Genomic DNA, 15,050 nt, shown 5'->3' with positions numbered 1-15,050 from the left:
CCCCTCAAGGGGGAGATCGGCTGGGCGCCAGCGCATTGCTTCCAACTCCACGTCTTCTTCTGCGCGCGGTCTGGCTATTGAGGCATGTCATGGAATGACGGTCTCGCGGCGTATGATCTTCCCACTTGAGGGGGGAGAGGCCCGGCAGGGCAGAAGGGGCGGGCGGATTGCAACGTTAATGGCGATAGCCCACGCCCTCGCTCGATTGGATGAAAGAGCCCGCCGTACAATCCGGGCGCTCAAAACGCTCCGTAGAAGCGTTTTGCCGGCAAGCTGTAACCCCTTCACCCACGCCCGCGATACGTCGCCACCCCCTGCTCCGGCAGCCAAACGCCGGCCGGAGCCTCGCCCGTCTGCCAGAACACGTCGATCGGAATGCCGCCGCGCGGATACCAGTAGGCACCGATCCTGAGCCATTTCGGGGCGAGCAGATCGACGATCCGCTTGGCGATATAGATCGAGCAGTCCTCATGAAACGCACCGTGGTTCCTGAACGAATGCAGGAACAGCTTCAGTGACTTCGACTCCACCAGGAACCCGTCCGGGATATAGTCGATGACGATATGCGCGAAATCCGGCTGGCCGGTCATCGGGCAGAGCGAGGTGAATTCCGGCGCCGTGAAGCGCACCACGTAATCGGTACCCTGGTTGCCGTTCGGCACTTTTTCGAGAACCGCGGTTTCCGGGCTTTGCGGGGCTTCCACCTGGGATCCGAGCTGCGAGAGCCCGCTGACATCTGTCATCGTCATTTGACTGTTCCTTCAACGTCTACGTTCTGTCCATGGGCGCGCTCGCCTTCGGGCTCCACATGGATTGCCAATGTGGCGCCGGCAATACTCGCTTTGATCGCATCTTCCAAGCGGTCGCAGATTGCATGCGCCTCTTCGACACTCATGTCGGCCGGCACGACCAGATGGAAATCGATGAAGGCCGCAGCCCCCGCCCGGCGCGACTTCAGGTCGTGGACGCCGAGCGCGCCGACCGAATGGGTGGCGATCGCCTCGCGCACCGCCGCCTCCTCGTCCGGCTCCAGCGCCCGGTCCATCAGCCCGCCGATGGAATGCGCGATTACCTTGTAGCCCTGCCAGAGGATGTTGACCGCCACCAGAATGGCGAGCACCGGGTCGAGGATCGCGTAACCCGTCGCAAGCGCAAGGATGAGGCCCACGAGCACGCCGGCCGAAGTCACCACGTCGGACATGATGTGCTGGCCGTCGGCCGCCATGGCCGGTGAATAATGGGCCGTGCCGACCCGGATCAGCGTCGTTGCCCATAGACCGTTGATGACGGCGGCAAGCGCATTGATCGCAAGACCGAGCACCGGCGCATCCGGAAGTTTCGGCGCGAACAGCCCGTCCCAGGCCTCGTTGATGATCAGGAACGCCGCAACGATGATCAGCCCGCCTTCGACCACCGCCGACATATATTCCGCCTTGTGATGGCCGAACTGGTGGTCGTGGTCGGCCGGCCGCTGGGCGTAACGGATCACGAAATAGGCGATGAAGGCAGCAGCGACATTGACGAAGGATTCCAGCCCGTCCGACAGCAGCGCGACGGAGTCCGTCACCCACCAGGCCAGCATCTTCAAGGACATGACGCCGAGCGACAGCGGCATGCCCCAGAAGGCGAGCCGCTCGACGATTTTGACTTCCCTCGGCACGATGTCTTCCTTTTTGCGCGTGCGAATGATTTGCAGGACCGGACGTCCAAAACGGCGAAACCGCCGGAGCGAGATGGTTCGCTCCGGCGGTTTCGAATGGCCTGCATATCGCTCAGATGCGCCGGTTTGTCAAAGGGCCGGCTGGCATAATCCGGCCTCGTCGGATTGCATCGCGGCGGCAGCGACCGCGAGTTCCCCCTCCTCCTCGATGTCCTCCACCGTCTCGCCGCCCCGCCCGAGGAACAGGAACACGACGACCGCCGTCAACCCCGTGATCGCGGTCAGCAGCCACAGGAGCGACGAGAACCCGTCGCTATACCCCTGCAGCAAGGCCGTCTGGCTGATCGACGGCAGAAGCACCGCCGCATCCTGCAGATCACCGGTGACCAGCCGCTGGGCGATCGCCCCCGCCTGGTCGCCGGCACTACCGCCGAGGTTCGCGCTGGTGAGCACCGAAAGTACCGCCGTGACCACTGCAAGCGCAACACCTTCGCCGGCCACGCGGGTGGTGCTGAAGATGCCGGTCGCCATGCCGGCCCTTTCCTTCGGCACGACGCTGACGGCCAGACCGTCCATCAGCCCCCAGGGCAGGCTGATGCCGACCCCGATGGTCAAGAGCGGCGCAATCAGCGCCACTGGCTCGGAGCCGACCGGAAACTGGCTGAGCCAGAACAGGCCGCCCGCCGAGATCGCCAGACCTGCACCGCAGATCGTCGCCGGCGCGAACCATCGGGTCAGCAACCCGGCCGCGATCGGCAGGACGAGCAGCGGCCCGGACAGCGCGATCATCATCCGCCCGCCGGCAATCTCGTCCATGCCCTCGATGCCGATGAACCGCACCGGCAGGAGGATGAGCAGCACCACGAACGCATAGGCCGGAGCGGCCGCCAGCAGTTGCACGCCGACGAAACGCGGATAGCGGAACAGCGTGAGATCGAGCATCGGCCGCGCGACAGCCCGTTCGATCAGCCCGAAGGCTGTAAACAGCAGGACCGAGGCCACAAGCATGACGATGACGAGCGGATCGCTCCAACCGCTTTCCGGCGCCTGAAGTACGCCAAAGGTCAGCGCGGTCAGCGCCGCCGTGAAGCTGAGCGCTCCCTTCCAGTCGAGGCCAGAGGCCTTCGGATCGCGCGATTCCCGCATGAAGATCGCGCCGAGGACGAAGGCGGTCACCGCAAGCGCAACCACCAGCACGAAGATCGCCGGCCACCCGAACATGGCGATCATCCACCCCGACGCAATCGGCCCGAAGGCGAGCCCGATGCCGAAACTGGCGCCGACGATGCTGAAGGCCCTGAGCCGCGCCGCGCCGTCGAATTCCTGGGCAAGCGAGGCCATGCCGCCGGAAAAGGCGGCCGCCGCGCCGATGCCCTGCAGCGCCCGCAGGACATCGAACCAGACGATATCGCCTGCAAAGGCGAGACCGACCGAAAAGAGTGCGAAGATGAAAAGGCCGCTCAGGAAAATCCGCTTGCGCCCATAACTGTCGGCAAGCGCGCCGGCAGCCATCAGTGTGCTGCCGAAGGAAAGCATGAAGGCATTGGTGGCCCAGTTGAGGGCGATCGGGCTGCCGCCGAGCGCCCGGCTGATGGCGGGCAGGCCGACGGCCGTGCCGGTAAAGGTCAGCGGCATGGCGACCGCCGCGCAGCAGACTGCGATCAGAACGAACAGCCGTGCGGCTGCCGTTACAGCATATGTGTTGTCTCTCATATCGGAGATTCCGCTGTGTTGGAGCAAAGAGGAAGGCCGGCGGCCTTGGGAGAAGCCGTCGCCTGAACCCGCCCGGCCGGAAGGGTGTCGAATTGACCAACACAAGATAGTTTCGATATAATATTTGGAAAATACCGCGTCTGTTCCTGACATGACGGAAAAAACCGCTCGAATGGAGATGGCAGATGGATCGCTTGGGTGGACTGACAGCCTTCGTTCGCACCGCCGATCTCGGCAGTTTCGTCGCTGCCGGCCGCGTGCTCGGCCTGTCGGCCTCCGCCGTCGGCAAGGCCGTCACCAATCTGGAAAGAGAACTCGGCGTCCGGCTTTTCCAGCGCTCGACGCGCAGCCTGCGGCTGACCGAAGAGGGCCGGCTATTCCACGAACGGTGCCGCCGGGTGCTCGACGACCTCAACGATGCGGAAGCCTCGCTTGCCAGCGCCGTCGCCGTGCCGCGCGGAAAACTTCGGGTCAGCGTCCCGATCGTCACCTATCATCTTCTGATGCCGGTCCTGCCTGAATTCGTCGAGCGTTATCCGGAGGTCGAACTCGATCTCGATTTCAACGACCGGATCGTCGATCTGATCGATGAGGAGGTGGATGTGGCGATCCGCAGCGGCAACCTGCCGGATTCCCGGCTGATGTCGCGGACCCTCAGGCCATTCCAATTGCTCCTCTGCGCCGCCCCCTCCTATCTCGAACGCCACGGCACTCCTGAATGCCCCCGGGAACTCGACGGCCATCTGGCGATCGGCTTCCGGTTCCCGAACAGCCGCAAACTGCAGGACTGGCCGATCACCATGCCGCCCGAAGGCTCCGAACCGCGCCTGCGCACGGCGCTCACCTGCAATAACATGGAGGCGCTCCGCCACACCGTTATCGCCGGCCTCGGCATTGGCTGCATGCCGGATTTCCTGGCAAGGCAACCGATCGCCGACGGCCGGCTGCGGACCATCCTCGACGAACATCTCAACGCCCCCGGCCAGTTCCACCTCCTCTGGCCCTCCAGCAGGCATCTGTCCCCGAAGGTGCGGGTGCTGGTCGATTTCCTGAGTGAGAAGCTGTTTGCGGAAACCTGCGAGAGGTTGCCGGCGGCGATCAAAGCAGTTCCCGCAGGCGATGCGATTGCGGCGGAATGAATGGCGGGCTACTCAGTTCGACTTGGCCTGCCGACAGGAAAGCAATCACGCTGCCGCTTCGTAGACCGGAATATGTTCAAGCGCGTCCTTGAGATTCTCCGCCTCGATCTTAAGATCGAAACTATTCTGCAGGTTCATCCAGAATTCCGGAGAGGTCCTGAAGAATTTGGCAAGCCGCAAAGCGGTATCTGAGGTGATCCCGGTCTTCTGCGCGACGATCCGCTCGATGCGGGTGCGTGGAACATGCAGCTTCTTAGCAAGCGCGTAAGGTGTCATCTCCAGCGGCTCAAGATAGAGATCGCGCAGGATTTCGCCGGGATGGATGGGCGGAAGCTTGCTGACACTCATATCGATCTCCTGTGTGCCACGATTGGCCTAGTGATAGTCGGTAATCTCTACCTCGTCCGGCCCAGCGTCTGTCCATACGAAGCAGATCCGCCACTGCTTGTTGATGCGGATGGAATGCTGTCCTTCCCGGTCGCCTGAGAGTTTTTCCAAGCGATTGCCGGGAGGGGAACGGAGGTCTTCCAAAGAGGTAGCCGCATTCAACACCGTCAGCAGCTGCTGAGCACGCCGAACGAGATCGGGAGGGAAACCTTTCCTGACCGTTCCGTCATCGATCGAGCGTGTAAGCTTGCCTTTGAATGAACGGATCACCGGCGGCCTCCCGATGAACGTATCATAGAGAGATACCAACGAAAATCAACAGGAAGGTATCACCCACTGATACCTTCCTCGATCCACTACCCGAAAACCACCGCCATGCTGATGCTATCGACAAACAGTCCGTCGATTCTCACCGCATCCCGCGCCACGCCTTCCCGCACGAAGCCGACCTTCTCGTAGAGCGCGATGGCACGCGGATTGTCCGCATGCACATGCAACTCGACGCGGTGGAAACCACGCTCACGGGCCTGCCCAACAGCGGCGCGGATCAGCCGGGTGCCGAGCCCCTTGTCGCGGTAGCCGGGGATGATGCCCATGCCGAGCGTGCCGCAATGGGCAGCGGTCGGGCGGGAATGCCGGCGGATGTCGCACCAGCCGACCACCTCGCCGCCGACAACGGCAACGACCTGCGGATGGCCGTTCTCGATCATGTCCAGCACGAAGGGCCGCACGTCTTCAAGCGGCGGCGCCTCCAGGAAGCTCAGGTATTTTCGCTCGCGCGAGACCGTGTCGAGCGCCTTGTGAAAGCTCTCAATATGCTCTTCGCGGATGGATTCGATCGGGATGGTCTCGGGCAACACCTCAAGCCGCCTTGGTCTTCGCACGCCGCGACAGATGCGCCACGACGTTTTCGATCATCCGCATGCCGGCATCGCCGCCGAGCGTCATGATCGATTCCGGGTGGAACTGCACGGCCGCCACCGGTTCCTTGACGTGCTCGATGCCCATGATCGTGCCGTCCTCGCTTTCGGCGGTGATCATGAAATCCGGATGCAGCGTCTTCGGATCGGCGAAGATCGAGTGGTAGCGCCCGACCGTCACTTCCTTGGCAAGACCGGAGAAGACGATGCCGGCTTCGAGCACCCGGATGCGCGACGGCTTGCCGTGCATCGGCACCGCCAGATGCCGGAGTTCCCCGCCATAGGCTTCGGCGAGCGCCTGCAGGCCGAGGCAGACGCCGAAGATCGGCAGGCCTTTTGACCGCGCCAGCTTGATCGTCGCCTTGCAGTCGAAATCCTTCGGATTGCCGGGGCCGGGCGACAGCACGACGAGATCCGGGTCGAAGCGGTCGAACACCTCTTCAGCCACCGGCGTGCGCACGGTCGAAACGGTGGCCCCCGTCTGGCGGAAATAGTTGGCGAGCGTGTGGACAAAGCTGTCCTCGTGATCGACGAGCAGTATCTTGACGTCCTGCCCGACCCGCGCCACATCGCGGCCGACCTTGGCCGCATTGCCGGCCCTTGCATCACGGATTGCTGTCAGCATGGCAGACGCCTTCAATTCGGTTTCAGCCTCTTCCTCGTTCGGATCGCTGTCGTTGAGCAGCGTCGCGCCGGCACGCACTTCGGCAATACCGTCCTTGATGCGGATGGTGCGCAGCGTCAGCCCGGTATTCATGTCGCCGTTGAAGCCCACCATGCCGATCGCCCCGCCATACCAGGCACGCGGGCTCTTTTCGTGGTTTTCGATGAAGCGCATCGCCCACAGTTTTGGCGCACCGGTGACGGTGACGGCCCAGGCGTGGCTGAGGAAGCCGTCGAACGCATCCATGTCCGGCCGCAGCCGGCCTTCGATATGGTCCACCGTGTGGATGAGCCGCGAATACATCTCGATCTGCCGGCGGCCGATCACCTTCACCGAACCCGGCTCGCAGACGCGGCTCTTGTCGTTGCGGTCGACATCCGAGCACATGGTCAACTCGGACTCATCCTTCTTGGAGTTCAGGAGCTTCAGGATCTGCTCGCTATCGGCGATCGGGTCTTCGCCGCGCTTGATCGTGCCCGAGATCGGGCAGGTCTCGATGCGCCGGCCCGACACCCGCACGAACATTTCCGGCGAGGCGCCAACCAGATATTCCTGGTGGCCGAGATTGATGAAGAAGGAATAGGGCGACGGATTGATCGCCTTCAGCCGGTTGGAGATTTCCGAAGGCTTCGAATCGCAGCGTTCCATGAACTTCTGCCCCGGCACCACCTCGAACAGGTCGCCGCGCCGGAAACTTTCCTTCGCCTTGGTAACGAGAGCGGCATATTCGCCCGGCCGATGATCGCCTTTCGGCGGGATCGTATCGGTGCGCTGGAACGGGTCGGGGGCGATCTCCTGGTCCTTGCCTTCCGTCGTCACGCCATCCTTGGAAAAGTCGTAGCGGTCGATCCAGGCCTTGGCGGCATGATGGTCGACCACGAGGATTTCATCCGGCAGGAACAGAACCATGTCGCGCTGGTCTTCCGGCCGCTGCATCGAAAGCTTGATCGCATCGAACTGGAAGGCGAGGTCGTAACCGAAGGCGCCGAACAGGCCGATCGCCGAATCCGCTTCCGAATGGAACAGGTCGACGATCGCCCGCAGCACGGAAAACACCGTCGGCATCTTCGAGCGCTCTTCCTCGGTGAACACGCGGGTCGGCTCGTTGACGGTAAGGTCGAGGCGGCGGTCCGTGCGCTCCCCGAGCGTCAGGTCCGCCACCGTCTTCAGCTTGTCCGCGACGAAACCGAGCAGCACCTCGCCGCGACCGTTGAAGGCCTCGATCCACACTTTACGGCCATTCGAGGAGATCCCCAGCGGCGGATCGGCGATCGCCGTGTCCCAGCGGGTATAACGGCCCGGATATTCGTAATTGGAGGAAAACACCGCGCCGCGCCGTTCGTCGAGCCTGTCGACATAGGAAGAGATCGCATCCGCATAAGGTGCTGCGCGCCGCTGCCGGCTCACCGCAATCCCGCCCCTCGTCTCGTAGACTTCCGAACCGTCATCCCGAATGATCGTTACCATTGTCCTGCCTCTCCAATGTCTTTGCCCGGGTCCCTGCGGCGGATAACAAAAAAGCCGCCTCGGGTTCCGGGCGGCTTGTGGTCTTGTCGATGGACATGACTGGTCAAGGCCGCGTTGAGCGAGCCGGCCACCAGTTAGCGATGTTCATCGAATTCATCATGGGCCGAATTGTTAGCTGGGGTTTTTGAGCCGCGCAAGCGAATTTCCACGACCCCGAAACAGAAATTCTGCAGCTCCGATGCGACCAAAACCGGCGATCGGCGTTTATCGTCCCTTAAGGGTCGAAGAAACGCGGCCGAGAAGGATACGGCATGCAGCATTCGTGGATCGCAATTCTGGCAGGCCTGCCCTTGATCATTGGGGCGGGGTTGCCGCCCGAAAGACCGATGCATTCGGGCGTCCCGGCGGGCGTCACTGAGGTGAACTTCCTGACCCGTCTTCTCGATGATGGATCGCGTAACCCTGCGCCTCGACGCCGCGCGTCCCCACGATCACAGGCACGCGGTGCAGTTCCGCAACCACCGGCGTTGGCAAACGTTCCCCTGCCGATCCCGAAACCGGTCGGAGAAGCGGCGAAGCCGGCTGAAGCAGCTCAGCAGGCGGACAACACCGCCGACAAACCGGTCGCTCAGGAGTCCCCGCTGCCTCAGGCCCTGCCACCTGTGGCAGAAAATCGGCCGAGCGAAATTCCACAAAGCCCGCCCCCGAGCCCGCCCGTCGTCGAGCAGCCCGGCACGGCCTCGGAACCGGCACATCAGGCAGACGTTCCCAAGCCGCTGCCGAAACCCGGCACCACGGCTGCCGATGTGCAGCGGGCAGACAAACCCGACCAGCCGGCGGCACCGGGACAGGATGCGGTCATGCCGGACGAGGCTAAACAGAACGAAACCAAGCCGGGGGAGCAAAAGGCCGAGGCCCCGCCTCCGCCTCCTCCGCCGCCGCTTGTCAAGGAAGACCCCGAAGAGCTGAAGGCCTGCCTTGCCGAGCTCACCTCGCTCGGCGCGAAATACGAACCGACCGATCCGATCGACGAAGGCGGCGGTTGCGGCATCGAAAGCCCGATCGACGTTGCCGAAGTCCTGCCCGGTGTTTCGCTCGGCGGCGCCACGATGCGCTGCAAGACCGCGCTCTCGATGGCCCATTGGCTGAAGGACACGGTGCAGCCGGCGCTCAACATCGCCATGCCGGGCCGCAGGATCACCGGTCTCGTGCCCGGCTCCACCTATGCCTGCCGCCTGCGCAACAGCGCCTCGACGGGCAAGATTTCCGAACACGCCCGCGGCAACGCCTTCGATGTCGCCGCCTTCAAGCTCGACAACGGCGAGAAGATGACCATGAAGCCGCGCGACGAAGACTCCACCATGGAAGGCGCCTTCCAGCGCACCGCGACGGCAGGCGCCTGCCTGCACTTCACCACCGTCCTGTCACCGGGCAGCGACGTGGCCCACCAGAACCATCTGCACCTGGATGTGTTGGAGCGGAAGGATGGGTATCGGTATTGCCGATAGACGATGCCCCACGTTCTGTCGCGTACCGGGTTTCATCCCTTGCCCCGAAGCAGGTGCGTCTAACCTTTCGCCGTTGCCTTTCGATAAATCGTGGCGGTCAGCCAGATTGCCGAAAGCAGGAAATAGAACGCGCCAAAGCCCGCATATGGAACAATGTCGAGGATCGTCGGCGGAACGGCAGCGAGGGACTGCGTGATCATGAATCCGCCGGCCAAAGTCGACTGGGCGCCGCTCAGGATCATGACCCATTGCGCGCCATAGGAGCGCCAGCGCCGCACGCCGGTATAGAGTTGCAACAGACCCGATAGGATTGCCCAGACGCCGAAAACCGCCAAGACCGCGTGAGTGTTCTTCATCACCGCCAGGATGACGGCCACGGTCGTGATCGTGCTGACGACGACATTCAGTGCCTGGGAGGAGTTGGCTTTCAGTCCGCCGTTCGATCGGGCATCAACCAGGTTGGCGCCCGCGTCCCACGCCGGATAGATCACGAGCAAGATGGAGGTCAAAGCCGAATGACCGCCGGAAAGAATGGCAGCAGCGATCCAGGCGATGGAAAAGAGCGCGCGTGTGAAATAATAGGATCGCAACCACTGGGGCTGAGGTGAGGTTTGACTTTGCATGACAGTCTCCTTGTGAACCTACCTACTAGTAGGTAATCAAGCTTGAGAAGTCAACCGGTCGCGACGAGATGTTTGAAATGGAGCGCAATGAGAGCCGGCTTGACAGCCTCCCGACCAGGAGGTCGGCAGCAACATGGAACTAACGACCTCGGAAAAGATACTGGAAAAGGCTCAGGCCCTGGTCGTCGCGGGGGCTATAACGGCTTCAGCTATGCCGACATCTCGGATGCGATCGGCATCCGGAAGGCAAGCATACACCACCACTTTCCCACCAAGGCCGAACTGGCCGCCGTCGTGGTCGATCGTTACACGCAACAAGCCCAGAGAGGCTTGAAGTCTCTCAGCCAGCAGGTCCCCGCCCCCGCAGAACAGCTGCAAGCCTATCTGGGCTATTGGCAGGGGTGCATTCTCGATGCCTTCCAATCCTTCTGGGTCTGCGCGATGCTCGCCGGAGAGATGCAGATGCTGCCCGAGGACGTCGCGTCCCGCGTCCGCGCCCATTTCCGCAACCTGGCGGGATGGCTGACATCCATATTGAAAGCGGGTACGGAACAGGGCAAGTTTCAATTCAACAAGCTGCCGGAAGAAGAAGCGCAGATCCTGATGGCCTCGGTTCACGGGGCGATGCTCTCGGCACGGGCTCTCGGCGATCCCAACATCTTCCTTGTGATTGTCAGCCCCCGGATTGCCAGGCTGCGGGCACAGAATGGCCAGGCGCGGCCCGAATAGCGGGCTGCGTCGCAAACCTCAGAACAAGCCCTCCACGAAGCCGTCCTCGTTCAGAAATATCCGCTCGGCAGACGGCACGCGCGGCAGGCCGGGCATGGTCATGATCTCTCCGGTGATGGCGACGACGAAGCCGGCGCCGGCCGAAAGCCTGACTTCGCGCACATGCACGATGTGGCCCTCTGGCGCGCCGCGCAGGGCGGGGTCGGTCGAGAAGGAATACTGCGTCTTGGCGATGCAGATCGGCAGGTCGCCGTAACCCTGTTCCTCCCAGGCCTTCAGCTGGTCGCGCACGCCCCGGTCGGTGGTGACTTCGCCGGCGTGATAAATCTTCGAGGCGATGATCTCGATCTTTTCGAGAAGCGGCAGGTGATCGGGATAAAGCGGCTGGAATTTCGCCTGGCCGCCCTCGGCAAGCTCGACCACCTTGTTGGCAAGCTCCTCGATGCCGGCGGAACCCTCCGCCCAGTGCCGGCAGACGATGCCGTCCGCGCCGTGCCGCGCCGCGTAGTCTTTTACGGCAGTAATCTCGTCCTCCGTATCCGAGGTGAAATGGTTGATGGCGACGACGACCGGCACGCCGAACTTCCGCACATTGGCGATGTGGCGGCCGAGATTGGCTGCGCCGCGCTTCAGCGCCTCGACATTCTCGCGGCCCAGATCCTCTTTTTTCACCCCGCCGTTCATCTTCAGCGCCCGCACGGTAGCGACGATGACGGCCGCATCCGGCTTCAGCCCCGCCTTGCGGCACTTGATGTCGAAGAATTTTTCGGCGCCGAGATCAGCTCCGAAGCCCGCTTCCGTCACCACATAGTCGCCGAGCTTCAGCGCGGTGCGGGTGGCGATCACCGAATTGCAGCCATGCGCGATATTGGCGAACGGCCCGCCATGCACGAAGGCCGGATTGTTTTCCAGCGTCTGCACCAGGTTCGGCTGCATGGCGTCCTTCAGCAGCACCGCCATCGCCCTGTCGGCCTTGAGGTCGCGCGCAAACACCGGCGAGCGGTCGAACCGATAGCCGATGACAATATCGCCGAGCCGCCGTTCGAGATCCTCGAGATCGGCCGCAAGGCACAGGATCGCCATCACTTCCGAGGCGACGGTAATATCGAAACCGCTCTCGCGCGGAAAGCCGTTGGCGACGCCGCCGAGCGAGACGACCGTCTGGCGCAGCGCCCGGTCGTTCATGTCCATCACCCGCCGCCAGCTGATCCGGCGGATATCGATATTCTCGGCATTGCCCCAATAGATATGGTTGTCGATCATCGTCGACAAAAGGTTGTGGGCAGACGTGATGGCGTGGAAATCGCCGGTGAAATGCAGGTTGATGTCTTCCATCGGAATGACCTGCGCATACCCGCCGCCGGCCGCGCCGCCCTTGACCCCGAAACAGGGGCCGAGCGAGGGTTCGCGCACGCAGATGACCGCCTTCTTTCCGATCCGGTTCAGCCCGTCTCCGAGCCCGACCGTGGTGGTCGTCTTCCCCTCGCCCGCCGGCGTCGGGTTGATGGCAGTGACGAGGATCAGCTTGCCGTCGCGCCGTTCGGAAAGCGATGCGATGAACTCCGCCCCTACCTTCGCCTTGTCGTGACCGTAGGGAGCAAGCGCTTCGACGGGGATCCCGAGCTTCGCGCCGATCTCGACGATCGGCTTCTTTTTCGCGGCGCGTGCGATTTCGATGTCGGATCTGACCTCTGCCATAGCTTCGCTCCCCGTTCGTTCCTCGAACCCAGATATGCCCGTTTGGTTATGATTAGCGAGAGAAAGGCAATGTGTGAATAGCGGCGGGAGCTTCTCCCGGGCAAAGAAAAGGGCGGCGCGATTTCTCGCACCGCCCTCCCCAGGCGCCCCCGCCGTTGTTTTTGGATCAGAACCGCTGGGTGAGCGAGACTTTGAACGACCGGCCGGGTTCGGAGTAGAACTCGCGGGACTGTGTAGCGGTGTTCTGCCTCACTGTTGCGTAGTCATAGTAGGTTTGATCGAAAACGTTGTAGATGCCTGCATTGATCTTCAGCCCCTTCACCTGCTCGGGTTCCCACCAGGCGGTCAAATCCGCGATGACGTAACCCGGAGTCTTGAAGTAGGTACCGCCCTTGCCGTCGTCATTGCGCGAGGCCTGCACACCGATCACGTCCACACCGACGCCCCATGTCTCCGTGTCGTACCCAAGGCTTGCGACCGCTTTGAGAGGGGCGACCGACCGAAGGAAAGTGTCCTGGTCGAGATCGTTGCCGCGAGCGAAGGCGAGCCCGCCGCCGATCCTGAAGCCGTTGTCGAAGCTCTTGTGAACGCTGGCTTCGATGCCGTAGATCTCGGCCCGGGCGATGTTTTCGTAGCGACTGACACCCTGCGGATAGTTGGCCAGAGGATAGCCGAGCGCAGCCGCTTCCGCCGCAGTCAGGGCGCGAGATTCGATGAAGTTCTTGTAGCGATTGTAGAAGAGGTTTATGCGGCCGCCGAAACGTTCGTCGCCGAGGTTGGCGCCCACTTCGAAACCGTTGCTGGTTTCCGATTCCAGATCCGCATTGCCGAGCCGCAGATAGGTGTTGAGGCCACCGAATGAGCTGTAGAGCTCACCGGCCGTCGGCGCCCGGAAGCCCATGGCCCACTGTGCGAACAGCTCGACATCCTCGTTCACATTATAGCCGACGCGCAGCTTCGGGGAGAGTGCCCAATCCTCAAAACCATCCGGAAGCACGGGATTGCTGGCATTGTCGTCGTAGGCTCCGGTCATCTTCGGCGCATGGCGGACCCAGTCGAACCGAAGACCCGGCGTTAGCGTGAAGGCGGAGTTCTCAAAGTCGATCTCATCGTCGAGATAGAAGCCGATACGGCTCGTCTCGACCTTGGGCGTGTCAGCTTGGTTCGTGTGCAGGTTGGCGCAGGCGGAAAAGCCTGGTGGATAAACGCCGGGGCTGATAGGCGCCGGGCAATTGTCATAACCGGACGAATATTGTTCCGAAGTGATCCGCGCGAGATCGAAGCCGAAGGTGAGCCGGTGATTGAGGAAACCGGTGTCAATATTCTTTTCCAGCGCGCCGATCAGGCCAAAACTATCCTGTTCGTAATCGTTGCGGCGACCGATCGGTCCGATGACCGACGTCGAACGGATTCCGTCGTAACCGTCCAAGGTCTTCTGGTTCATATAGTAGAGCGAGGCCCAGGCGCTGTCGATCGGACTATCATCGCTCTGTGACTCGTATTTGTAGTCGAGCGAAACCCGGTCGCGGTCCATGTCCTTGACTGCCGTGTAATTTCCTGGCCGATAATTCCCGGTCGCCGACTGCATGGTGCGCATGTCGCTCTCGCGGTCTCGGCGGAATCGTTCTGCGGTCAGACCAAAGGTATGCCCCCCCTCGAACTCGTGGCGCAACTTGAAGAGCAGGTTGTATTGATCATAGTCCGATGGATTGGCTTCGGTACGTGCGGCGCTCAGGGCATCGATATTGCCGTTGGTCTTGCGCTCCTGCCCCTTTTTGTAACCGCCTTGGAAAAGAATCGAGGTATTTTCGATCTTCTTGGCCACCCCGACGGAACCGAAGCCGCTGCTGTCGGAACTGTCGTAACCGGTTCTGGCGATACCACCCCAATCACGACCTTCTGCGATCAGATCTTCCGGTTCCAGCGTCCTCAGGCCGAGAACACCACCAAGAGCGCCCGGGCCGGCTCGGCTGGAATCAGCACCACGCACGACATCAACACCCGAAAGCGAGCCGAAATCGAAAGCGTCGACGCCGCCGGTCGCACCACGCGTGACATCGTCGATGAACGGCGTCGGAATGCCGTCAACAGTGGTCAGCACGCGGTTTCCTTCGAGACCGCGAATATTGATTGCACCTGTGGTACGGTTGAAGTTCACCCCGGGTTCCCTCACTCGCCCAAGATCCTCAACATTTGTGATTTGCTTGTTTTCGATCTGCGCCTGTGTGGTCTGGGTCGCTAATGGCGTGTCCGCCACGCCGCCGGGCTGCGCTACCCGTTTCCCCTTCAGCACGATCGGCCTCAGCGTCGTGTCCATCTGCGGCTGCGCGGCCTGCTGGGCGGCCGCGCCGTAAGCGAGGGAAAGCACCGCGAGCGTGGTGCAGGTGGTGAGGGTAAATCGCAGACGTCGGGTGACCATGACTGTCCTTTCAAACAGGGCACACGAAACCGTCGGCACGCGCGAACGCACCGGAAAGGCGGCGGCCCTTTTCAATTCTGGCAAGAATGTGGCGGGAGGCAGAAAATGCCTTATTCATGCCAT

12 protein-coding genes and 1 pseudogene are annotated in these 15,050 nt (G+C 62.3%); 3 read left to right on the top strand and 10 right to left on the bottom strand.

Going from position 1 to position 15,050, the window contains the following annotated elements; translation table 11 throughout:
* Positions 1–284: 284 nt before the first annotated feature.
* The 3 genes from queF to J2857_RS04835 all read right to left on the bottom strand — a co-directional run bounded on the left by queF (position 285) and on the right by J2857_RS04835 (position 3,373).
* A complete protein-coding gene (gene queF / locus J2857_RS04845) occupies positions 285–749 on the bottom strand; it encodes a preQ(1) synthase (protein WP_037076427.1) in 465 nt (154 codons plus the stop codon).
* Positions 746–1,615 carry a cation diffusion facilitator family transporter gene (locus J2857_RS04840; protein WP_245363116.1) on the bottom strand — a complete coding sequence of 290 codons (870 nt, stop codon included), beginning with the start codon at positions 1,613–1,615 and terminating at the stop codon, positions 746–748. Before J2857_RS04840 ends, queF begins: the two co-directional genes overlap by 4 nt.
* A gap of 174 nt (positions 1,616–1,789) precedes the next feature.
* Positions 1,790–3,373: an MFS transporter gene (locus J2857_RS04835; RefSeq protein WP_210008880.1), complete on the bottom strand. Its 1,584-nt coding sequence runs from the start codon at positions 3,371–3,373 to the stop codon at positions 1,790–1,792.
* A 185-nt stretch (positions 3,374–3,558) separates the two neighbouring features.
* Here J2857_RS04835 and J2857_RS04830 point away from each other — a divergent pair, with 185 nt between their 5' ends.
* Positions 3,559–4,512 (top strand): LysR substrate-binding domain-containing protein, encoded by a 954-nt coding sequence (locus tag J2857_RS04830; protein WP_210008879.1) that lies wholly within the window; start codon positions 3,559–3,561, stop codon positions 4,510–4,512.
* A 45-nt stretch (positions 4,513–4,557) separates the two neighbouring features.
* On the opposite strand, the gene J2857_RS04825 is transcribed toward J2857_RS04830, so the two are convergent.
* The 4 genes from J2857_RS04825 to J2857_RS04810 all read right to left on the bottom strand — a co-directional run bounded on the left by J2857_RS04825 (position 4,558) and on the right by J2857_RS04810 (position 7,950).
* The gene (locus J2857_RS04825; protein ID WP_210008878.1) at positions 4,558–4,860 is read right to left on the bottom strand and encodes a HigA family addiction module antitoxin; all 303 of its coding nucleotides are present in this window, start codon (positions 4,858–4,860) and stop codon (positions 4,558–4,560) included.
* A 27-nt stretch (positions 4,861–4,887) separates the two neighbouring features.
* Positions 4,888–5,169, bottom strand: coding sequence for a type II toxin-antitoxin system RelE/ParE family toxin (locus J2857_RS04820; RefSeq protein ID WP_210008877.1), 282 nt, complete (start codon positions 5,167–5,169; stop codon positions 4,888–4,890).
* A gap of 86 nt (positions 5,170–5,255) precedes the next feature.
* Complete coding sequence (locus J2857_RS04815) at positions 5,256–5,756, bottom strand: GNAT family N-acetyltransferase (RefSeq protein ID WP_245363015.1); 501 nt, start codon at positions 5,754–5,756, stop codon at positions 5,256–5,258.
* A 4-nt stretch (positions 5,757–5,760) separates the two neighbouring features.
* Positions 5,761–7,950, bottom strand: coding sequence for an anthranilate synthase (locus tag J2857_RS04810; RefSeq protein WP_210008875.1), 2,190 nt, complete (start codon positions 7,948–7,950; stop codon positions 5,761–5,763).
* A gap of 527 nt (positions 7,951–8,477) precedes the next feature.
* Between J2857_RS04810 and J2857_RS04805 the strand changes: the two genes are divergently transcribed.
* Positions 8,478–9,458 (top strand): extensin family protein, encoded by a 981-nt coding sequence (locus J2857_RS04805; RefSeq protein WP_245363014.1) that lies wholly within the window; start codon positions 8,478–8,480, stop codon positions 9,456–9,458.
* Between the two features lie 59 nt (positions 9,459–9,517).
* Here J2857_RS04805 and J2857_RS04800 read toward each other — a convergent pair whose 3' ends face one another.
* A complete protein-coding gene (locus J2857_RS04800) occupies positions 9,518–10,081 on the bottom strand; it encodes a DUF308 domain-containing protein (protein WP_210008874.1) in 564 nt (187 codons plus the stop codon).
* Positions 10,082–10,214: 133 nt separating this feature from the next.
* Between J2857_RS04800 and J2857_RS04795 the strand changes: the two are divergent.
* A pseudogene (locus J2857_RS04795) lies at positions 10,215–10,810 on the top strand (TetR/AcrR family transcriptional regulator).
* 18 nt (positions 10,811–10,828) lie between these two features.
* On the opposite strand, the gene J2857_RS04790 reads toward J2857_RS04795, so the two are convergent.
* Together J2857_RS04790 and J2857_RS04785 are read right to left on the bottom strand one after the other, a co-directional pair.
* Positions 10,829–12,508: a formate--tetrahydrofolate ligase gene (locus J2857_RS04790; RefSeq protein ID WP_210008873.1), complete on the bottom strand. Its 1,680-nt coding sequence runs from the start codon at positions 12,506–12,508 to the stop codon at positions 10,829–10,831.
* 166 nt (positions 12,509–12,674) lie between these two features.
* A complete protein-coding gene (locus J2857_RS04785; RefSeq protein WP_210008872.1) occupies positions 12,675–14,927 on the bottom strand; it encodes a TonB-dependent hemoglobin/transferrin/lactoferrin family receptor in 2,253 nt (750 codons plus the stop codon).
* Between the last annotated feature and the right edge of the window lie 123 nt (positions 14,928–15,050).

It is taken from the genome of Neorhizobium galegae (genome assembly GCF_017877055.1).
Taxonomy (GTDB): Bacteria; Pseudomonadota; Alphaproteobacteria; order Rhizobiales; family Rhizobiaceae; genus Neorhizobium; species Neorhizobium galegae_D.
Note: the sequence above shows the minus strand (reverse complement) of the source record. Positions and strands in the feature narration are given on the sequence as shown.